This window comes from Streptomyces sp. Tu6071 (assembly GCF_000213055.1).
GTDB classification, from domain to species: domain Bacteria; phylum Actinomycetota; class Actinomycetes; order Streptomycetales; family Streptomycetaceae; genus Streptomyces; species Streptomyces evansiae.
Window position 1 is genome coordinate 5,709,877 of the sequence record NZ_CM001165.1, and the last position, 18,885, is coordinate 5,728,761.

19 protein-coding genes are annotated in these 18,885 nt (G+C 73.7%); 5 read left to right on the forward strand and 14 right to left on the reverse strand.

Annotation, left to right across the window (positions count from 1 at the left end; genetic code table 11):
- Positions 1-46: 46 nt before the first annotated feature.
- From STTU_RS24050 to STTU_RS24100, 10 genes are all read right to left on the reverse strand, one after another.
- Positions 47-1,246 carry a PP2C family protein-serine/threonine phosphatase gene (locus STTU_RS24050; protein WP_007827647.1) on the reverse strand — a complete coding sequence of 400 codons (1,200 nt, stop codon included), beginning with the start codon at positions 1,244-1,246 and terminating at the stop codon, positions 47-49.
- 522 nt (positions 1,247-1,768) lie between these two features.
- On the reverse strand, positions 1,769-2,266 hold the full coding sequence (locus tag STTU_RS24060; RefSeq protein WP_007827648.1) for an HD domain-containing protein: 498 nt from the start codon (positions 2,264-2,266) through the stop codon (positions 1,769-1,771).
- 176 nt (positions 2,267-2,442) lie between these two features.
- Complete coding sequence (locus tag STTU_RS24065) at positions 2,443-3,261, reverse strand: enoyl-CoA hydratase/isomerase family protein (RefSeq protein WP_007827649.1); 819 nt, start codon at positions 3,259-3,261, stop codon at positions 2,443-2,445.
- Entirely contained in the window at positions 3,258-4,526 is a 1,269-nt protein-coding gene (locus STTU_RS24070; protein ID WP_043256164.1) for a cytochrome P450, read from the reverse strand. The genes STTU_RS24065 and STTU_RS24070 overlap by 4 nt, the downstream gene beginning before the upstream one ends.
- Before the next feature lie 295 nt (positions 4,527-4,821).
- On the reverse strand, positions 4,822-6,192 hold the full coding sequence (locus STTU_RS24075) for a cytochrome P450 (RefSeq protein WP_007827651.1): 1,371 nt from the start codon (positions 6,190-6,192) through the stop codon (positions 4,822-4,824).
- A gap of 209 nt (positions 6,193-6,401) precedes the next feature.
- On the reverse strand, positions 6,402-7,004 hold the full coding sequence (locus STTU_RS24080; protein ID WP_009064787.1) for a GTP-binding protein: 603 nt from the start codon (positions 7,002-7,004) through the stop codon (positions 6,402-6,404).
- A complete protein-coding gene (locus STTU_RS24085) occupies positions 6,979-7,353 on the reverse strand; it encodes a DUF742 domain-containing protein (RefSeq protein WP_043256166.1) in 375 nt (124 codons plus the stop codon). The genes STTU_RS24080 and STTU_RS24085 overlap by 26 nt, the downstream gene beginning before the upstream one ends.
- On the reverse strand, positions 7,350-7,751 hold the full coding sequence (locus STTU_RS24090; RefSeq protein WP_009064783.1) for a roadblock/LC7 domain-containing protein: 402 nt from the start codon (positions 7,749-7,751) through the stop codon (positions 7,350-7,352). Before STTU_RS24090 ends, STTU_RS24085 begins: the two co-directional genes overlap by 4 nt.
- Positions 7,748-8,950, reverse strand: a complete 1,203-nt coding sequence (locus STTU_RS24095) for an ATP-binding protein (RefSeq protein WP_175417677.1) — start codon at positions 8,948-8,950, stop codon at positions 7,748-7,750. The genes STTU_RS24090 and STTU_RS24095 overlap by 4 nt, the downstream gene beginning before the upstream one ends.
- A 390-nt stretch (positions 8,951-9,340) precedes the next feature.
- Complete coding sequence (locus tag STTU_RS24100) at positions 9,341-9,745, reverse strand: hypothetical protein (protein WP_007827659.1); 405 nt, start codon at positions 9,743-9,745, stop codon at positions 9,341-9,343.
- Positions 9,746-9,910: 165 nt separating this feature from the next.
- Here STTU_RS24100 and STTU_RS24105 point away from each other — a divergent pair, with 165 nt between their 5' ends.
- Positions 9,911-10,126: a DUF2277 domain-containing protein gene (locus STTU_RS24105; RefSeq protein ID WP_007827660.1), complete on the forward strand. Its 216-nt coding sequence runs from the start codon at positions 9,911-9,913 to the stop codon at positions 10,124-10,126.
- Between the two features lie 12 nt (positions 10,127-10,138).
- Here STTU_RS24105 and STTU_RS24110 read toward each other — a convergent pair whose 3' ends face one another.
- On the reverse strand, positions 10,139-10,942 hold the full coding sequence (locus tag STTU_RS24110) for a DUF4097 family beta strand repeat-containing protein (RefSeq protein ID WP_007827661.1): 804 nt from the start codon (positions 10,940-10,942) through the stop codon (positions 10,139-10,141).
- Positions 10,943-11,048: 106 nt separating this feature from the next.
- Positions 11,049-11,696 (reverse strand): DedA family protein, encoded by a 648-nt coding sequence (locus STTU_RS24115; protein WP_043256169.1) that lies wholly within the window; start codon positions 11,694-11,696, stop codon positions 11,049-11,051.
- A gap of 236 nt (positions 11,697-11,932) precedes the next feature.
- On the opposite strand from STTU_RS24115, the gene STTU_RS24120 reads away from it, so the two are divergent.
- Complete coding sequence (locus tag STTU_RS24120) at positions 11,933-12,844, forward strand: superoxide dismutase family protein (protein ID WP_086021153.1); 912 nt, start codon at positions 11,933-11,935, stop codon at positions 12,842-12,844.
- A gap of 57 nt (positions 12,845-12,901) precedes the next feature.
- Here STTU_RS24120 and STTU_RS24125 read toward each other — a convergent pair whose 3' ends face one another.
- Both STTU_RS24125 and STTU_RS24130 read right to left on the reverse strand, forming a co-directional pair.
- On the reverse strand, positions 12,902-14,671 hold the full coding sequence (locus STTU_RS24125; protein ID WP_007827668.1) for an alkaline phosphatase D family protein: 1,770 nt from the start codon (positions 14,669-14,671) through the stop codon (positions 12,902-12,904).
- A 220-nt stretch (positions 14,672-14,891) separates the two neighbouring features.
- Entirely contained in the window at positions 14,892-15,494 is a 603-nt protein-coding gene (locus tag STTU_RS24130; protein WP_052862541.1) for an HNH endonuclease family protein, read from the reverse strand.
- A 381-nt stretch (positions 15,495-15,875) separates the two neighbouring features.
- Here STTU_RS24130 and STTU_RS24135 point away from each other — a divergent pair, with 381 nt between their 5' ends.
- From STTU_RS24135 to STTU_RS24145, 3 genes are all read left to right on the forward strand, one after another.
- A complete protein-coding gene (locus STTU_RS24135) occupies positions 15,876-17,042 on the forward strand; it encodes a DUF6183 family protein (RefSeq protein WP_007827673.1) in 1,167 nt (388 codons plus the stop codon).
- Between the two features lie 334 nt (positions 17,043-17,376).
- Positions 17,377-17,967 (forward strand): TMEM165/GDT1 family protein, encoded by a 591-nt coding sequence (locus STTU_RS24140; protein WP_007827675.1) that lies wholly within the window; start codon positions 17,377-17,379, stop codon positions 17,965-17,967.
- Positions 17,968-18,115: 148 nt separating this feature from the next.
- Positions 18,116-18,769 (forward strand): HAD-IA family hydrolase, encoded by a 654-nt coding sequence (locus STTU_RS24145; protein ID WP_007827677.1) that lies wholly within the window; start codon positions 18,116-18,118, stop codon positions 18,767-18,769.
- The last annotated feature ends 116 nt before the right edge of the window (positions 18,770-18,885 follow it).

The following is an 18,885-nucleotide window of genomic DNA, read 5'->3' on the forward strand; positions in this document are numbered from 1 at the left end:
GTCGCATCTTGATCGGCGGCAGGTCGGGGTCCGCGCCGGGGATGCATCAGGTGTCGGCGCCCGCGGGTGCGTGGCGGCCACTGGGCCGGGGGCCGTGCCAGTCCAGGCACATGACGGTGGCGTCGTCGGCGAGGTGACCGTCGCTGGCGTCGTAGGCGGCGGCGGTGAGGACGCGGACCACCTCGCGGGGGTGTTCGACGGCGGTGTCGAGAATCAGTCCGGGCAGGTCGACGACGGCGGTTCTGCGTTCCTGCATCCCGTCGGTGTAGATGACGAGGCGGTCGCCGGGGCGGCAGTCGAGGTCCTGGACGCGGTAAGGGATGGTCGGGGGGAGCCCGAAAGGGGTGTTCACCTTCAGGGGCACGCGGTGTACTTCGCCGTCGCGCAGGCGCAGGGGCCAGGGGTGACCGGCGTTGACGAGCCGGGCGCCGGAGCCGTCGAGGGCGAAGCGCATCAGCAGGCCGGTGGCGAAGCCGCCCTGTGGCCGGCCCAGGAGGGACCGGTCGGTCTGCCGGGCTTGTTCGGCCAGGTCGGCGCCGGAGCGGCGGGCACCGCGGGAGGCGTTGACGGCGAGGGTGGCCAGCAGGGCGGATTCGGTGTCGTGGCCCATGGCGTCGGTGATCGACACGTGCAGGGTGTCGGGGTCGAGGGTGTAGTCGTAGGTGTCGCCGGCCACGGTGTCGGCCGGTACCAGCGCGCAGGCGAGCGTGAACTCGGCCGCCTCGCAGGAGGAAGCGGTGGGCAGGAGCTGGCGCTGGATCTCGGCTGCCAGGGTGACTGGGGTGGTGCGCCGGCCCCAGTGGTAGAGGTCGGTGAAGCGGCGGTCGGTGACGACGATGTAGGCCAGCGCGTGCGCGGCCTCCTCCACCTGCTCCAGCACCTGATCGGTGACCTCGGGCAGGAACAGCTCCAGGACCCCGATGGCGTCGCCCCGGTTGGTGACCGGAGCGAGCACCCGCTCTCCGGCACCCCCGTCGGCCGCCCGGACGAGCCTCTGGGAGCGCAGCACTTCGTCGTAGACGCTGCCCACGAGCGGGATCTCGTCCGCCCCGCTACCCCGCCGGGGGTCCGCCTCCCCGACAATGCGCACCATCTTCCGGCCCGCCACGTCCATGAACAGGAACGACACGTACCGCGCGCCGAAACGACCCCGCAGGTTGCGGGCCACCACGTCGAGCGAAGCCACCGGCGAGGCGTTCTCCGCGGCGGCCAGCACCTCGGCAAGCCCAAGCCGATCATCAGCCATCACGACCTCCTGGAGTGTCCAGCACTTTTTCCCGTCCAACCGTGACACACGGATCACCTGACCATAGGCAGCGCGGATTCGGCGAGCGGTCGTCGAGGGCCCCGAGGCGTGTCCGCCCTGCCGACCGGACACGGCGCGCTCGGACGGACGGAGTGACGCGGGGAGCCCCGCTGGTCCGGGAACGGCAAAGGGGCCCCTTCCCGCACGTGGCGGAGGGGGCAGGTCACTGGCGCCAGGCAGGGGGTCAGGTCCAAGTCGGCGGGTGGCTCCGGGGGCGGACCTGTCGGAGTGTCCGGGCCGACGCGTTCACCCCACCGCCGCAGCTCGATCACGTAGCGCGTGAGGACGCGGCGCCGCGTGCGCTCGTCGCGCAGTTCCCGGTGCGGGCGCTCCGTGATGGCGGTGAAGTCGCCGCGCTTGTTTGGTCGCGCGGGGCCCGGGGCCTCGGCGCGGGTGCGGGCCGATCCGAGGGCCCGGGGCCTCGGCGTGGGTGGGGCCCGATCCGCGCGCTGGCGCCGTCGACTACGGCAGTTCCCTGAGCAGGTCCGGGTTCACGATCGTCAGGATCGTCGCCACGTCCTCGGCCGGGACCGCGGGCCACAGGAGGGAGCGGGCGGCGCGGTACTTGGCGGCCAGGCGCTCCGCCCGCGCGGTGGGGAGGCGGGCGGAGCGGTCGGGGCGGCTGTTGTGGGCGTTGTCCGCGATCTTCACGAGGGCGGCCAGGGGGTCGGCCGCGATGCGGCGGATCTTCTCCTCGTACGCGAGCCCGGGGACGTTGGTCACGGCCTCGACGAGCGCGACGACCCGGTCGGGGACCCCGGCCGCGAGCAAGCGCTCGGCGGTCCACTCCGTGTCCTCGACGACGTCGTGCAGCAGCCCGGCCATCCGGAGCTCGGGGCCGAAGGGGGCGAGCCCGGCGGCCACGGCGCGGACGTGTGCGAGGTACGGCACCCCGATCTTGTCCACCTGCCCGGCGTGGGCGAGTGCGGCGAGTGCATCGGCCTCGGCGACGGTCGTCATGGCGCCATTCTCGCCCGGAGGGGCGTGGGGGCCGGAGGCCGGGGGCGCGGGTCCCGTTCGCTGTACGGCCCGCCTGAACCGCCGACAGTCGCCTTGTAAGGGCGAGCCTCCACCGCTGAGCCGTACGGCCCGTCAACTCGTCGGCCCCCGGGCTTCGTCGGCCGGGGGCCGCGGGGTCAGCGGCGGGCCTCGGTGAGGGCCAGAGCCATGAGTTCCGGGTCGAGGAGGCTCGCGTCGGCCAGGCGGGTGGGGGCCGCGTGGGCGTTGAAGAGCGTCTTGGTGAGGCGCAGCGCGGTGGGGGAGCGGCGCAGCAGCGGCCTGACCCAGGCGAGGACGGCGTCGTCCAGGCCGGTCTCCGGCACGACCCGCTGGAGGATCGACAGCCGCAGTGCCTCCTCGGCCCCGACCGCGCGGGCCGTCAGGACGAACTCGCGGACGCGGGCCGCCCCGGCCTCGTTGATGAGGCGGGGCAGGAGGCCGCCCCAGGCGACGGGCAGCCCGAGGGCCAGTTCGGGCAGCCGGAAGCTCGCGGTCTCGGCACCGACACGCAGGTCGCAGGCGAGCGCGAGCGCGAATCCGGCGCCGATCGCGCGTCCCTGGACGCGGGCGATGGTCACGGCGGGTCCCGTGCTCAGCGCCTCGCACACGCGGCGGGCCCGGGCGCCGGAGAGCCGTACGGCGCCCCCGGCCGGGTCGTCGGCCATGTGTGCGGAAAGTTCGTGGCGGTCGCCGCCGAGACAGAAGTCGGGCCCGGCGCCGGTGAGGACGACGACCTTGGTCGCGCTGTCCTGGGCGTCCAGCACCTCGTGCAACTCGTCGAGCATGGTGTCCGTGACGGCGTTGCCCTGCTCCGGCTCGCGCAGTTCGACGAGGAGCAGGCCGCCCTCGCGGCGGGTACGGAGGGTTTTGCGGTCGCTGTCCAGGGGGAGGAGGGACAGCGGAGAAGGAACGGGCGCGGCCGGTGGTGTTTCGGCCTGCTCCGGTTGGCTGGTCATATCTGGACGTCCAGGGAGACGAGTCGGCGGAAGACGAGGCGTGTGTCGTCGAACACCGGGGGCGTGACCGCGCGCAGAGTGGGGAAACGTTTCAGCACTTGTCCGAGAAGTTCCTGGGCCTCCAGCCGGGCGAGACCGGCACCCAGGCAGTAGTGCGGGCCGCCCCCGAAGGAGAGGTGGCCGCCCCGGCGCAGCGGGTCGAAGGTGTCCGGGTCGGGGTTGCGGCGCGGATCGTGCGCGGCGGCCCCGTACATCACGTGGACCGTCGTGTCGCGCGGGATCGGGACCCCGGCGAGGACGAGGTCCTCCGAGGCGACGCGGGAGTTGATCGAGATGGGCGCGTCCCAGCGCAGCGCCTCCTCGACCGTCGACGCGATGTGCTCCGGGTGCGCGGCCAGCCAGGCGGCGCGGGCCGGGTCGGAGGTGGCGAGGTGGACCGTGTTGCCCAGCAGGACCGCGCTCGTCTCCAGGGAGGCGATGGTGACGAACATGGTGAGGTCATAGATGACCTGGTCGGCGGCGGCCCGGTCGCCGGCGGACAAGGCGTCGAAGTGTGCGATCCACTGGGTGAGGGCGTCGTCGCCGGGCCGCGCGCGGCGCTCGCGGATGAGCCGGGTGAAGAACTCCCGCATCTCCAGCGTGGCCTGCTCGGAGACGGCGAGCTGCGATCTGGTGGGCAGCAACTCCTGCGCGTAGACCTGGCGGTGGGTGAAATCGAGGAGGTGGGCGTGGTCGGCGCGGTCGATGCCGATCCACTCGCCGACCGAGAGCGCCGGCAACTGCTCGCCCACGACCCGCATGAAGTCGGCGTGCCCCTCGGCCCTGATCTCGGCCTCCAGTTCGTCGAGGAGCGAGGAGACGAGCGCGGCGATCATCGGGCTCAGGGCTTCGAGCGAGGCACGGTCGAAAGGGGTGCCGACCGCGCGGCGCTGGCAGGTGTGCGCCGGGGCGTTGAGCCGGGGGAGGGTACGGGTCATCTCGCGGGTCGCGAGGTCGCTCCAGCGCTCGGGGTTGTCCTGGCGCTGCTGCCAGTCGAAGTCGGTACTCCGCCATTTCCTGCCGCGCAGCACCTCGTCGCAGGCGTCGAAGCCGACGACGAAGTAGCCGCCCCAGGGTGCGGGGACGACGTCGCCGAGTTCGTGGAGGGCGGCCCACACGGGGCGCGGGTTCGCCGTTCCCTCAGCGCTGCGGAGCCGGCGCAACAAGGGGATGACGGCACGGCGGCTGACGGTGGAGGTGCCGGGGTGATGGCCTACGGCGTTCACGCATAGCTCCTTCGGCTAAGGCTGCCGGTACCGGCGGAAGCTACCCTTCCTGTCGGAGCGTCATGCGCCACAGGGTGTTTCCTCTGTCACATGCGGTGGTTTCGGCCTCGACAGCACCGTGAGAAATATCCCCCTTCTTCTGCTTCTGTCCCGATCCGCTCGGCGCTCGCGGGTGGTGCGGAGGGCCCGGACAGGCACCTCCGCACCACGAAACCCGCCGTGGCGAACACGGCCTGAATTGTCACCAGGTGATGATCACTCAGCCGTGTTGCGGGAGGGTGAACCCGAGGGGACGTCAGGCGCGGAAGACGTCGAGGAACGTCGACCAGAAGCCCTTCTTGCGGGCCGGTTCCCGCGTACTCCCCGAACCGCCGGTGCCCCCGGTGCCGCTCGTGTCGCGCTGCGCGGCGTGGGGCTGGCGGTCCTCGCCCGGTGCCGGCTGGGGCCGGTGCGCGGCCATGCGGTTCGCCGGGGCGGGGCTGAAGTTGACCGGCAGGGAGACCAGGGCCCGGTGGAAGGGGCCGGGACGCCAGCGCAGTTCCTGCTCGGGGACGGCGAGCGAGAGGTCGGGCAGCGCGTTGAGCAGCCGCTCGATCGCGGCGCTCGCGATGACCTGCGCGGGGTCCTTGGCGGGGCAGGCGTGGGGGCCCGCGCCCCACGCGAGGTGCGCTCCCTTGCTCTGGTTGCCCCGCGCCTCGGCGAGCCGGGGGTCGCCGTTGGCCCCCGCGAAGGAGATGAGCACCGGGGTGTTCGCCTCGGCGATGTGCCCGCCGAAGTCCACGTCCTGCACGGGGTAGTGCGCCGCGTAGTTGGCGATCGGGGCCGCGTTCCACAGCACGTGGTCCATCGCCTCCTCGATCTGCGGCCCGGAGTCGTGGCCGCCGGAGGAGGAGAGCATGAGCAGCAGGGTGTTGCCGATGAGGTTGCGCTCCGGCTCGACACCCGCGCCCATCATCATGACGAGCTGGTCGTTCAGCTCGGCGTCGGTGAGTCCCGAGGGGTGCTGGATGAGCCAGGACGTGATGTCGTCGCCGGGCCGGCGCCGCTTGAGGGCGATCAGCTCCATGAGGCACGCGGTCAGTTCCTCGTTGGCGCGCAGCGGGTCGCGGCCGTCGAAGATCGCCGACATCGAGGAGGTGAGGGTGTCACCGATGTCGGCGGGGCAGCCGAAGAGCTTGTTGAAGAGCAGCAGCGGCAGCAGCTTGGCGTAGTCGGAGAGCAGGTCCGCCCGGCCCCGCTCGCTGAACTGGTCCAGGAGGTGGTCCGCGATGGGCTCGACGTCGCGGCGGATGCGGCTCATGTTGAGCTTGGCGAGGCTGTCGGTGACGGCCTTGCGCAGGCGCAGGTGTGTGGAGCCGTCGCTGAACATGGTGTTGGGCCGGTAGCCCAGCATCGGCAGCAGCGGGTTGTCGGCGGCGATGCGCCCCTCGACGAGGTCCCGCCAGCGGCGCGAGTCGCGCGGGAACAGTTCGGTGTTGCGCAGTACTTGGAGCGCGGTGCCGTGGTCGACGACGAGCGTGCCCTCGATCCCCGGGGCCAGCTCGACGGCCCCTGCGGCGCCCTCGGCGCGCAGCTTCTCGTAGACCTGGCGCGGATCGGCGGCGAAGGCCGCGTCGTGCAGGGGGCATCCGCCGCCGGTCGGGGCGGACGCGCGATGAGCGTTCATCGGACTTCCTTCATGAACCGGGAGGGGGTTCCCGGGGAGCGAGGGGGCGGCCGGGGGAAGGGCCGCGTGGACGAGGGTGCGGAAGGGGTGAGGCGGTGCGCGTACCGGAGGGGGCGCCGTCCCGGCTCGCGGGCGCGGGGCCCGCTCGCGCGAAGGCGCCGCGTTCCCCGCCGTAGGGGAAGGACCGGCCCGTACGGCGGGGAACGCGGTCAGGCCGCGTGTTCGAGCAGGTGGCGGACGAGGGCGATGAGCGCCTGGGCCGAGGAGCGCTGGTCGCGCGCGTCGCACACGACCACCGGGGTGTCCGGGAGCAGGTCGAGCGCCTCGCGCACCTCCTCCGTGCTGTAGGAGGAGCCGGCGTCGAAGGCGTTGACGGCGACCGCGTACTCCAGGCCGTAGCTCTCGATCAGGTCGATGACCGGGAAGGTCTGCTCCAGGCGCGAGGGGTCGACGAGCAGCAGCGCGCCGAGCGCTCCGCGCGCCATGTCCTCCCACAGCTGCATGAAGCGCTGCTGGCCCGGCGTGCCGAAGAGGTAGAGGACGAGGTCCTCGCTCAGGGTGAGCCGCCCGAAGTCGAGCGCGACGGTCGTCGTGCTCTTGTCGCCCGTACCGCGCAGGTCGTCCACGTCGACCGAGGCGCGGGTCATGCGCTCCTCGGTGCGCAGCGGGGTGATCTCCGAGAGCGAGCCGATGAGGGTCGTCTTGCCCACGGCGAAGTGCCCGACCACCAGGATCTTCGCGGCGTTGGTCACCGCGCTGGGGACGTAGATGGAGCGCGGTGCGACCTCAGCCGATGAGGGATTGGAGTCCATTGAGAACCTTCTCCAGAGTCTCTCTGTCAACGTGCTGGGCCCGGGGCGGTTCGGCTCGGCGCATGAGGTGCCCCTGCCGCGCGAGGTCGGTGAGGAGTAACCGCACGACGCCGACCGGCAGGCCGAGATGGCCCGAGACCTCGGCGACGGAGAGGTACCCGCCGCCGCACAGCTCCCAGATCGCCCGGGTCTCGGGGCTGGCGCCGAGCGGCATGCTGCGGTCTGACGCCAGCGTCACGAGGGTGTGCAGCGCGAGGTCCTCGGGGGCGGGCAGTTCCCTGCCTCCGGTGATGACGTACGAGCGGACGAAGTCGCTCGTGACGGAAGCCTCCTCGTCGGGGGCCGTCATACGCCGACACCGTTGTCAGTGCGCGGGGCGATGCTCATCGCCTTCGCGAGCGCCGTCACCGTCTTCTGCATCCGGAAGGACACCGCCTCCATGTCGACGTCGACCGCGGCGGACACGGCGAGGTAGGCGCCCGAGCCCGCGGCGATGAGGAAGATCCAGCCGCCGTCGTACTCCAGCAGCGTCTGCTTCCAGAATCCGTTGCCCGCGCCGACGAAGGGCGCGACCGCGCGGCTCAGCGACTGCATGGAACTCATCGCGGCGGCGTTGGTCTCCGCGTCGTCGCGGGATATCTCGTCGGAGCGCTGGAGCAGCAGCCCGTCACCCGAGACAAGGATCGCGTGGCGTGCGCCGCGCACTTCCAGCACGTCGTTCAGCACCCATGACAGGTCGGTGTTCACGGCTGATCTGGTCCTTCCAAGGAGGTCGTGCTCCGCCCGAGCTGGGTGCCCCGTGCGAAGGCGCCGAGGCGGGAAGCGGTCACTTCACTGGACTGTCCCGGTGCCGTCGCCTCACTCGCCGCGGGCTCGGGGACGACCGAGATGGCGCGCTGGCGGCGGCTGCGCTTGGGCAGTCCGCCGGAGGTGCGGCCCACGATGTGCGAGGGGCCGACCGGTACGGGCGCGAGGCGCTGCGGGGCCTCCTCCGCCTGCTCCGCATCCGGCCGGGCGAGGGGCTCGGCGGGGGCCGCCGACGCGGCGCTGAGAAGCTCTTCCGGTACGCGGATCACGGCACGCACGCCTCCGTAGGGGGACACCGAACCGACCGAGACCGCGAAGCCGTAGCGGGTCGCGAGCATCCCGCACACCGCGAAGCCGAAGCGGGGCGGGTCGCCGAGCTTGGTGATGTCGACGGTTTCCTGGGCCGAGAGCAGCGCCGCCGCCCGGTCCTTGGTCTCCTGGTCCATGCCGAGGCCCGCGTCGTCGACGATGAAGCAGATGCCGGTGGGCACGGTCTGGATGTTCACCTCGACCGGGGTGCCGGGGGCGCTGTACGCCGTCGCGTTGTCGAGCAGCTCGGCGAGCACGACGGCGAGCGGTTCGACCGCCTTGCTCACGACCTGGGCGCTGACCTGGGCGTGCACGCTGACCCGGCCGAAGCCCTTGATGCGGCCCTGGGCGCTGCGCGCGACGTCGTAGACGTTCGCCGGGGTCTGGCGGCGGCCGAGCCAGCCGCCGCACAGCACCGAGATGCCCTTGGCGCGGCGCCCGATCTGGCTGCCGGTGTGGTCGACCGACATGAGGTCGGCGAGCATCTCGGAGTCGTCGCCGTACTTCTGGAGCAGTCCGTCGAGCAGGAGTTGCTGTTCCTCGGCGAGGGACTGGAGTGTGCCCATCGCCGATTTCAGAACGGCCTTGGTCGAGGACTCGGCGTCCGCGCGGACGTCCGCGAGTTCGTCGTGGTGCCGATCGGCCAGTGCGGCGGTTCTCGCCTCCAGGTGCGCGAGGTCACCCCTGGCCCGGCCGAGTCCCGCCTCCAACTCGGCCTTCGCCTTCCTGAGTGAGAGGTTGGTCCTTCGCGCCCGCAGCACGGCGAGCACCGCGACCACGAGCACTACCAGCGAGAACCACAGCAGCGGATCTCGGAAAAATGAAGTCATGAGACTCTCTTCAACTCGCACCGCGCGAGGACGGGGACGGGTCCTCCGGGGCACCGCGCGGGGTCGTGCGTCGTGGCGGGTGGCGCGGAGCCGCCTGGCGTTTCCGTCCCGTGCCCTTGGGCGATGGGGCCTTTGAGACTGTCCCCCGCACGCGCATGACGCGTCGTCAGCCTACTGAAAGTCCGATGATCGTATCAGTCAGTACTCGCCGTGTCGGACGGTTGAGCGCATCAACGGGCGACTCTCACCTCATCTGCACCAGTTCGGGGTGGCGAGTGGTGAACAGCGCTGCTGTGGAAGGGAGTTGAGGAAGCCGGGGCGCGTGGGGCGCGAAAGGTTCAACGGTCGGGGTGTGGGGATTGGGGAGGTGTGTGGGGGGCCGCGCGGGGGTCAGTCCTCCGGTGCGGCGGAGGGCTGTGCGGTGGGGGGCCGCGGGGCGGGGTTCTCCGGCGCGGCGGTCGCCGGCGCGGGGGGTGGTGTCGCGTGCTTGAGGCGGCTGCGGGCCTCGATGCGGCGCTCCCGGGCGACCTCGGCCCAGTAGGGGTGGGAGGTCACGAAGACGGTCAGTTCGAACTCGCGGGCGCGCAGCTTGCTGACGAGCGCCTGGTCCTCGGCGCCCCAGCCCGGAGAGGCGGGCCGCTCCACGCGGCGCCATCCGTTGTCGTCGCTGAAGCCGTCGTGCGGTTCGACGGACCAGGGCAGCCGCCGCAGCAGCTCGCGCAGCTCCGCCCGCACCTGGTGCAGTTCCTCCTGGCCGGTGCGGAGGTCGTCGGGGAAGTCTCGGGTCTCTGCCACGCTCCGAATGGTACGCCTGTTCGATTTTTCGAAGCGAATGGACGGGGTGGGGTGCGCGGGGATTCATTCGAACGTGTGAACGGATGTGGGGGGAGTGGACGCCGGAGGCGCGGCCTTCCCCCGGATTCCGGTGCGGGGCCCGGGGCGGGGCGGCAAGCTGGGGGCATGTGCCGAAGCATCAAGACCCTGCGTCCACCCGCCCAGCCCCAGTGGGCGACCGACGACGAGATCCACGAGGCCGCGCTCCAGTACGTCCGGAAGGTCTCCGGCTTCCGCGTCCCCGCCGCCCACAACCGGGAAGTGTTCGAACGCGCGGTCGCGGAGGTGGCGCGGGCGACGGCCGCGCTCATGGCGGGGCTGGAGGTGAAGGGGCAGAGCTGAGCGGGCGCGGGCTCAGCCCGGGTGGACCTCCGTGTCGCCGTTCACCGTGCGCAGCGTGAGGCGGTGGTCCGAGGCCGCGGAGGCGTCCGGCAGGTCGTTCACGGTGCGCCCGTTGACCGTCGTGGCCCGGACCGCGTACGGCGGCGGGTTCTCGGGGAGCGTGACGCGCACCGAACCGTTGCGCGTCGTGCCGCTCAGCCGTACGGGTGAGGTGGTCGTACGGAGGTCGACGTCACCGTTGACGGTCCCGGCCTCCACGCGCCGGGCCGCGAGCCCCGTGGCCCGTACCGAGCCGTTGCGGGTCGCGAGCCGCTGGAGCCCGTGGGCGTCACCCGAGTCCCGCACGACCACGTCCCCGTTGACGGTGCCGAGCCGCAGGGGGCCGCGCACGTCCGTGACCTCGACGCCCGCGTTCCGCGCCTCCACCGTCACCGCGGTCCCGCGCGGGACGCGTACGAGCGGCATCCGCCCGCAGTCCTCGCGCGCGGCCCCCGCGCAGGGAAGATCGAGGGTGCGGTCCTTCCCGTCCGCGCTCCAGCGCGCCGCGGCCCCGCCCGCGACGCGCACGTCCGCCGTGTCGGTGCCGACGATCCGGACGCCGCCCTCCGTCGTGACGACGAGGCGCCCGCCCTCGGGTATCCCGCGCGCCTCCCCCGGGGCTGCCCCCGAGCCGCCGCACGCCACCGCCGCCACGCTCAGCACGAGGACGGGCAGGACGAGCGCGGGCCGCGCCAGAGTCCCGTACCACCGTGCGGCGGCGGGGGGCGCGGCGGGACGTACCGGCGGGGCCGGGCGGTGTGCGTCGGTTCGCTGCATACGGAGCGTGTGCCCGGCCGCGCCGCGTTCAGCTCGGCCGGTCGCTACGGGGCGCCCGCCCGCGGAGAGCTCCGGAACGGCCCTGTTCCGGCGGTGGCCCGGCCGCTCAGCTCTGCGGCGCGTTCTGTCCCGCGTGCGGGACCGGGGCCGGTGGGGCCGGGCGGCGCATGAGGAAGGCCGCTCCCGTACCGGCGGCGAAGAGCGCCGCCACCGAGATCGCCGTACCGAACCAGTTGGCGCCGAGCCACTGGCCGCCGAAGTACCCGAGAGCCACGCTGTACGCGGCCCAGGCGACGCCCGCGACCGCCGACCAGGGCAGGAAGTCGCGGGTACGGCGGTGCGCCGCGCCCGCGACGAGGGAGACGACCGAGCGCCCGGCGGGGGCGAAGCGGGCCAGGACGAAGAGGGCCCCGCCGCCGCGCGTGAGCGCCCAGCCGAGCCGCTCCTGCGCGCTGCTCAGCTTGCGGGAGCGGGCGATGGCCCGGTCCAGGCGCGCACCACCCCGCAGCGCGAGCCGGAAGGCCAGCAGGTCCCCGAGCACGGAGGCGACGGCCGCGCAGGCGGCGAGCAGCACCACGTGCGGGATCTGGCTCACGTGCGGGCTCGCCGAGGCCGTCGCCGCGGCGGCCGTCGCCGCCGTCACGACCAGCACACCGCTGGGCAGCACGGGGAGGAACACATCGAGCGCGACCGAGAGCGCGATGACCGCGTACATCCACGGGCTGCCGGTCAGCGGCCCCAGGCTCTCGAACACCGAAAACTCCCGGTCATGGACAGCGCCACGCTGTCGCACGGGGGGCGGCAAGGGCGATCGGATCTCAGCCATACAGCGTACGCGGACTGATCACCGGGAGCTTTGCCGGGGGGTGCGCTTGTAGGACATCTCACGTTCACCCACGTGCCCCATCCGAGCGGCGCCCGGCGGCCCCGTCCCGTACGAGTGAAGGCACCGAAGGCAGTCGAACGGGGACCGAGCGCGAGGAGCAGCAGATGGTGTCAGGAAGGGTCGCCGGGGCCGTCGCCGCGGCCGTGCTGGCGGCGGCCGGGGCGAGTGGCCAGGCAGTCGCCGTACCGACGGGGCCGGGAGCCAGGCCGGAGCCGCCGCGGCCCGCGGTGGACCGGGAGGCGGTGGGCGCGCCCGCGCACGGCCCGCTCCCCGCCTCCTACCTGCGCCCGGCCGCGCCCCCGGCCCGGCCCGCGCTGCGCCCGCTGCCGCGCCCGGCCGCCGGCACCACGGTGCGGCCCGCGGTCCAGGGCGTACGGGCCGGGACGGCGCCCGCCGACACGGACCCCGTGACCCCGCTCGCGGAACCCGCGCCCGCCGGGTCCACGGCCGTGCTCGCGGAGCGGCCGGGCGGACGGCCCGGCACGCTCGCGCCCGGCACGGGCCTCACCGGTACGGGTGACCCGGCCACCGGCACCTACCAGCTCCTTCTCGACTCGCGCTTCGCCGTCGTGCCGAAGGCGCTCGTGCCCGGCGCGGACCTCGCGAAGGCGCTCACCTACAAGCCCGCGCTCGTCCCGGCCGGCGCGGGCGTCCGGGTCGAGCAGCGCACGGACGGCGACGGCACCCGCGTCACGCTGCGGGTCTCCGGCCTCAAGGCGGGCCACCGCTACGGGGCACACGTGCACACCGGCGTCTGCGGCGCCGACCCGGCCGCCGCCGGCGAGCACTACCAGCACGAGAAGGACCCGGTGCGGCCCTCGACCGACCCGGCCTACGCCAACGCCCGCAACGAGGTCCGGCTCGACTTCACCGCCGACGCCCGCGGCGACGGCACCGCGAGCGCCACCCATGCCTGGGGCTTCCGGCCCGGCGGGGCCCGGTCGATCGTCCTCCACGAGGCGGCCGGCGCGGCAGGGCGGGCCGCCTGTGTCTCCGTGCCCTTCCGGGGCTGGTGAGACCTCCGGCGGACGGCGGGCCGGGAGCCGGGGGCACGGGATCGGCCGCGCGCGGCCTCACGCGCGCTCCAGCCTCGTGCGCGTCACCTCCCGCAGGGCGGCGCGTTCGTCCCGTACCACCGCCTTCTCCAAGGTCAGCTCGGCCGTCCGGCCGCGCAGGTCGAGGGTCATGAGCTGATTGCCGAACCACGGCCCGCCGTCGCGCCGCCAGCGCACGGCGGGCCGTGGCACGCGCCCGTGCCGCGCGAAGAGGCGGCCCAGCGCGCGCCCCGCGCCCGTCCAGCCGAAACGGAACCCGAAGCGCATCGCGAGCGGTACCGAGTTGTGCACGGGGGAGCACGTGAGCTGGTACACCGGGCTGCCGGGGACCGCCTCGCCCGCGCGCGGCCACCCCCCGCCGCCCCCGCGCGGCCACCGGGCCTCGGCGACGTACGCGTGGTGCACATCGCCCGACAGGACGCTGATCGTCGCGGGCGCGTCCGGGCCCTCCCGCAGCTCCGCGATCAGGTCCGCGAGCGCGTCGAAGGAGCGCGGGAAGGCCGCCCAGTGCTCCAGGTCGGCCGCGCGCCGCAGGTACTCGCCGCGCCCCGCCCAGCGCGCGCCCCGCTCCCCGCCGCACAGCGCCGAGTCCCAGCTCTCCAGGTCGTGGATCAGGTGCGGGAGGAGCCAGGGCAGCGAGGTGCCGAGCAGGAGGTGGTCGTACGCCTCCGGGTCCTCGCGCACCTGCGCCCGCAGCCAGTCCTCCTCCTCCGGGTCGATCATCGCGCGCCGGTCCTCCTCCAGGACCCGCGCGGCCCGTGAGTCGATCATGAGGAGCCGGGTGCGGCCGAGGTCGCGCCGGTAGCTCCAGCGCACGGCGGTGGGGTCGGCGTCCGCGCGCTCGGCGAAGGCGCGCAGCGCCTCGGTGCCGTCGCGGTCGGGCGCCGAGCGGATCGTGGCGAGGAGCGGGTCGGCGGCGAGCGCGGCGGGGGAGAGGTTGCCGAGGTGCTGATGCACCCAGTACGACATCAGCCCGCTGAGAATCCGTTCGCGCCACCAGTCGGTCGCCCGCATCTCCGCGAGCCACTTGTCGCTCGTGTTCCAGTCGTCGATCACGTCGTGGTCGTCGAAGATCATGACGCTCGGGACCGTCGAGAGCAGCCAGCGGATCTCCGGATCGCCCCAGGACTCGGCGTAGAGCCGCGTGTACTCGGCGTAGTCGGCGACCTGTGCCCCGGGCGGGCTGTCCAGGTCGCGTCGCTGCCCCATCCACTCCCGCGTCGCGGGCGAGACCTCGTCCGCGTACACCTGGTCGCCGAGCAGGACGAGCAGCCCGGGGCGCTCGCTCGCGGGTTCCCCGGCGAGCCGCAGCGCGAGGGTGTCGAGCGCGTCGGGGCCCACCGGGTCCTTCTCCTCGGCCGGTGGCGCGGCCCAGCGGCAGGAGCCGAAGGAGACCCGGACCGGCGCCGCCGCGTCCTCGCTGGGCGTGCGGATCTCGGAGGGCGGGAAAGAGGAGTGGTCCTCGGGCCACACCCGTGCCTCGCCGCCGCCGGAGTCCGCCTCGATTGTCACCTCGTAGGGCAGGGCGCTGCCGGGCGGGAGCCCGTCGAGGACGACGAGGGCGTAGTGGTGCCCGGCCACGCGGAAGGTGGCGGCCTCACCGGCGAAGGACGCGGAGCCGCCGGGCGGGGCCCCGGCGCGGGCCGACGTGCTTCCCGTACCGCCCTCCGCGTCCTCCCGCGCCGTCGCGCGCACCCGTACCGTGCACGCCTCGTCCGTCTCGGCCCACACGGTCGCCGCTCCCGCGTCCACGTACCGCAGCACCGGCCCCAGCACCAGCTTCGCCATCCCGGCCCGCCCTCCACGCTCGTCCTGCCCCGCGTCCCGCGCCTACCCGGTCGTTCGAACGGGACGCGTGCCCCTCGAACGGAACCATTACGGAGAACGGTGGGCGGGGCGGGAACGGTTCCCGGGGGGACTGCCGAGGGCGTGTCCCGCGGGCGTCTCCCAGGGGCGGACGGGGCCGCGACCGGGCGGTGGGCGGGCGCCCGGTCGCGGCCGTCGGCGCTCAGCAGCCGTTGAGCACTCCCTGCAAGGCCGACTTCTCCGCAGAGTCGACGTCCAAGTCGTAGTAGTGCTTCACCTGGACCCACATGCGCGCGTACACGCAGTCGTACGAGGCGAGCGGGGGCATCCACGTCGCGGGGTCCTTGTCACCCTTCGACTGGTTGACGTTGTCCGTGACGGCGACGAGCTGGGGGCGGGTCAGGTCGTTGGCGAGGGCCTGGCGCTGCGCGGTCGTCCAGGCGCTCGCGCCCGAGCGCCACGCCTCGGCGAGCGGGACGACGTGGTCGATGTCCACGTCCGAGGCGGCGGTCCAGGTGGCGCCGTCGTACGGGGACTTCCAGGTGCCCGAGGTCGCGGAGCAGCTGGAGTTCTGCGCGACGTTCGTGCCGTCACGTTTCAGCACGACCTCGCGGGTGTCGCAACTGCCGGACTGCGTGATCCAGTGCGGGAACTTGTCGCGGCTGTAACCGCTCATCGACCCGGGCGTCGCGACGCTCAGCTCGGAGAGGTAACTCCGTGCCGTGGAGGCGGCGATGGGGGTGGGCGGGGCCGCCTGCGCGGGCGGCCCCGCGAGGACGGAGGCGGTGGTGAGCGCGGCGGTCAGGGCGCCGAGCGCGCCGAGGACACGGCGGGGGCGGCGGCGCGCGGAGCGGTCGTGACGCGCGTAGAGAACGGACGAACTGTCCTGGTGTGAGGGCACGTTGACTCCTCGAAGTGGGGGGTGGGTCCGTCGTCAGGCTGGCGGACCGTGGTTTCCGTGGGGTGGTCACCAGGTAACAGCGTGGCGTCATGCGCACGTCACGACAAGAGTGGTGAACGCTCGCCGGTCGTGCGCGGGCGTGCGGATGCCGCGTGCGGGGAGGGGGAGTTGTGGGGGACCGGGGCGGGAGTGCGGGAGGGGGTTGCGGGGGCACGGCACGGGATCCCGGGCGCTCCGCCGAAAATGCGCGTCCCGTCCCAGGCCGCTTTTTCGTACGCTCCCCGCATGAATGAGCGAGTGGGAGCGGCGCTGCGAGGGCTGTCCGGCCGGGAGGGCGTGGCCGACGTGGACGAGATGGCCGAACGCGCCGTGGCCGCAGGCGATGCGCGGTTCCTCGGTGACCTCGGAGTGGCGTTGGCCGGGAGCGGCCTCGGCGCGGGGCGGCACCGGCACGTTTTCCGCTACCTCTTGCGCCTGCTCTGTCTCACACCGGGACGGGAATACGTCGAGGGGGCGGTACGGCTCGTCGCGGCGACGAACGCGACGGCGGACGGTGCCACGACGACTGCGACCGCCCCGCCCCCTCGCGCCCGGTACTCCCGCCTCGCCGCCGCCCTCCTCGCCGAGGGCCAGTCGGCGGCGGAGCTCGCCGCGATCTTCGCCGGGGGCTCTCGCGCGCACACCCCCGAAGAGCTGCGGGCCTGCCTCGTGCACGAGTTGGTCCTGCGCGGCACGCCGCCGGACGAGGTCCCCGCGCTCGCCCGGTGGGCTCACTCCCCGCACTGGAGTCACCATCCGCTCCACCAGCTCCCGCTGGAGCTGCTCCTCGTGGAGAAGCACCCCGTTCTGGCATCCAACTCGCCCCGCGGTGGTTCTCGTTCGCTGCCCGATCCGCGCCCCGGCGACCCCGTGGACCCGGGTCGGCCCGGCAGCCGTCGGCCCCTCGCGACGGACCTGACCACCGACGCCTTCCGCGCCGCCGCCGGCGCGGCGGTGCTCAACTGGTGCGCGGAATCGAACGGCGAGTACGAGACCGGGTGCTGGGAACTCTCCGCACCCGCCACCGAGGACACCCTGCCCGAACTCCTGCGCGGCCTGGGGCTCAGTTCCCTCGGCACGACGAACTCCCGCCGACGGCTCGCGCTCACCCGCTGCGCCCCCGAGCAGGTGTGGGGCGCTCTCTTCGCCGCCGCCGCGCACGGTGGCGCGTACAACAGCGGGGAGCACGGCGCCTACGGGCGACTCGCCGCCTGGCGCTCCCTCGCCGCGCTCGTGGGGGCACCGTCGGACGCTGACCCCGCCCGTGTCGAGGAGGTGACGCGCGGCTGCGCCTGGTACGGCTTCGCCGGGTCCACGAAGTGGTTCCACGAGGTCGCCTGGGACATCGGGTTCGCCGCCGTGCGCCCGGGCGGACGCGGACTCGCGGTACTGGCGGCGACCGATACGGACTGACGGACAGGGGCGGGCCGGGGCGAACGATTCAACGGCGGCGCCCCGTCGTGGCCGCCCACCACGACCGCCCGTCACGATATCCGTGTTGACCACCGGCCACGACTGCCCGTCATGCACGAGCCGGCGCGGCATTCTGGCCACTGACCGCCCCGCAACCGCCACCGCCCCTGGCCGAAACCAGCCCGCAGCCCGACCCCCGTCGTCGCGGACCCCCGCCCCAACGCCCGTCGCCGGTAGGCCCGCACCCCCCGGAACCCGGTACCTTCGGGGCCGGGTGCCGGGGTGGGCCCGCTCTGGTCCGTAGGGGGCGGAGGTGTCGCGGGAGGCGGGAAGCGTGTTCGATGTCGGGGTGGCCGCGCTGGCCTTCGGGGTGGTCGTGCTCGCCGAGCTGCCGGACAAGACGGCGCTCGCCGGGCTCGTGCTCGGCACCCGGTACCGCGCCTCGTACGTCTATGCCGGGATGGCCGCCGCCTTCCTGCTGCACGTCGTCCTCGCCATCGTGGCGGGCAGCGTCCTGACCCTGCTGCCCACGCGGCTGCTGCGCGCGCTCACGGGCGTGCTCTTCCTCGCGGGAGCCGCCTTCCTGCTGCTCCAGAGGCCGCCCGACGAGGAGGCGATCGCCAGGGCGCGCGAGCCCGGCGGGCAGAGCTTCTGGCCGGTCGCGGGGGCGGGGTTCTCCTTCATCCTCGCCGCCGAGTTCGGCGACCTCACGCAGATCGTGACGGCCAACCTCGCCGCCCGCTACGCCGGTCAGCCGCTCTCCGTCGGGGTCGGCGCCGTGGCCGCGCTGTGGGCGGTCGGGGCGCTCGTCGTGCTCGGGGGGCGCGGGCTCATAAGAAAGGTGCCGCTCGGGCTCGTCACGAAGGCCGCCGTGCTCGTGATGCTCGTCCTCGGTGTGCTCAGCCTCGTCGAGGCCGTCGCCTGAGCCGGGACACGGGAGCGGGGGTGGTGTGGCGCCTCCCCGCCCCGTTTTGTATCGTGGCCGAACAAAGTGGTTCCGCCCGCACACCCTGACCTGTGGGCGGGACCACTCTTGTGCTCCGCCCGTGTTCCCCGCGCCCGTGAGGTGTGACATGCCGCGTACCGAGTTGCACGTCAAGGCCCTGCTCATCGACATGGACGGCACGCTCGTCAACTCCGACGCCGTCGTCGAGCGCATCTGGCGCGCCTGGGCGCTGCGCCACGGGCTCGACCCTGAGCAGGTCCTGCGCGTCGCGCACGGGCGGCAGGGATACGCGACGATGGCCGCGCTGCTCCCCGAACGCCCCGTCGGGATCAACCTCGCCGAGAACGCGGCGATGCTCGCCGAGGAGACCGGCGACACCGAGGGCGTCGTCGAGATCCCCGGCGCCGCCGCGCTCCTCACCGCGCTCAAGGCCCACCCGCACGCCCTCGTCACCTCCGCCGACGTCCCCCTCGCCACGGCCCGCCTCACGGCCGCCGGGCTCGCGATGCCCGCCGTACGGGTCACCGCCGAGGACGTCGGCGCGAGCAAGCCGGACCCCGAGGGCTTCCTCAAGGGCGCCGCCGCGCTCGGCGTGGACCCCGCCGACTGCCTCGTCCTGGAGGACTCCGCCGCGGGCATCGCCGCCGGACGCGCCGCCGGGGCCACGGTCCTCGGCGTCGGCCCCCGCGCCGCCGCGTACGCCCCGGACCACCACGTCACCGACCTGCGCGCGGTACGGATCGAGGGCACGACCGATGGGGTACGGGTCCGGCTCGGCTGACCTCCCGGAGCGGCGCCCGTGATCCGGGAGTCCACTCGCACTCCCGGCGCTCCCGCCCTCGCGGCGCTCCCGTACTCCCGGCGCCCCCGCGCTTCCGGCGTCCCCGCGCTCCCGGG

Excerpts from the sequence above, each read along its gene's own strand:
- STTU_RS24145 (WP_007827677.1), top strand. The coding sequence starts at position 18,116 with ATGCCGCGTACCGAGTTGCACGTCAAGGCCCTGCTCATCGACATGGAC.
- STTU_RS24110 (WP_007827661.1), bottom strand. The coding sequence starts at position 10,942 with ATGCAGCGAACCGACGCACACCGCCCGGCCCCGCCGGTACGTCCCGCC.
- STTU_RS24060 (WP_007827648.1), bottom strand. The coding sequence starts at position 2,266 with ATGACGACCGTCGCCGAGGCCGATGCACTCGCCGCACTCGCCCACGCC.
- STTU_RS24050 (WP_007827647.1), bottom strand. The coding sequence starts at position 1,246 with ATGGCTGATGATCGGCTTGGGCTTGCCGAGGTGCTGGCCGCCGCGGAG.
- STTU_RS24120 (WP_086021153.1), top strand. The coding sequence starts at position 11,933 with ATGGTGTCAGGAAGGGTCGCCGGGGCCGTCGCCGCGGCCGTGCTGGCG.
- STTU_RS24105 (WP_007827660.1), top strand. The coding sequence starts at position 9,911 with ATGTGCCGAAGCATCAAGACCCTGCGTCCACCCGCCCAGCCCCAGTGG.
- STTU_RS24135 (WP_007827673.1), top strand. The coding sequence starts at position 15,876 with ATGAATGAGCGAGTGGGAGCGGCGCTGCGAGGGCTGTCCGGCCGGGAG.
- STTU_RS24125 (WP_007827668.1), bottom strand. The coding sequence starts at position 14,671 with ATGGCGAAGCTGGTGCTGGGGCCGGTGCTGCGGTACGTGGACGCGGGA.
- STTU_RS24075 (WP_007827651.1), bottom strand. The coding sequence starts at position 6,192 with ATGAACGCTCATCGCGCGTCCGCCCCGACCGGCGGCGGATGCCCCCTG.
- STTU_RS24095 (WP_175417677.1), bottom strand. The coding sequence starts at position 8,950 with ATGACTTCATTTTTCCGAGATCCGCTGCTGTGGTTCTCGCTGGTAGTG.
- STTU_RS24085 (WP_043256166.1), bottom strand. The coding sequence starts at position 7,353 with ATGACGGCCCCCGACGAGGAGGCTTCCGTCACGAGCGACTTCGTCCGC.
- STTU_RS24080 (WP_009064787.1), bottom strand. The coding sequence starts at position 7,004 with ATGGACTCCAATCCCTCATCGGCTGAGGTCGCACCGCGCTCCATCTAC.
- STTU_RS24065 (WP_007827649.1), bottom strand. The coding sequence starts at position 3,261 with ATGACCAGCCAACCGGAGCAGGCCGAAACACCACCGGCCGCGCCCGTT.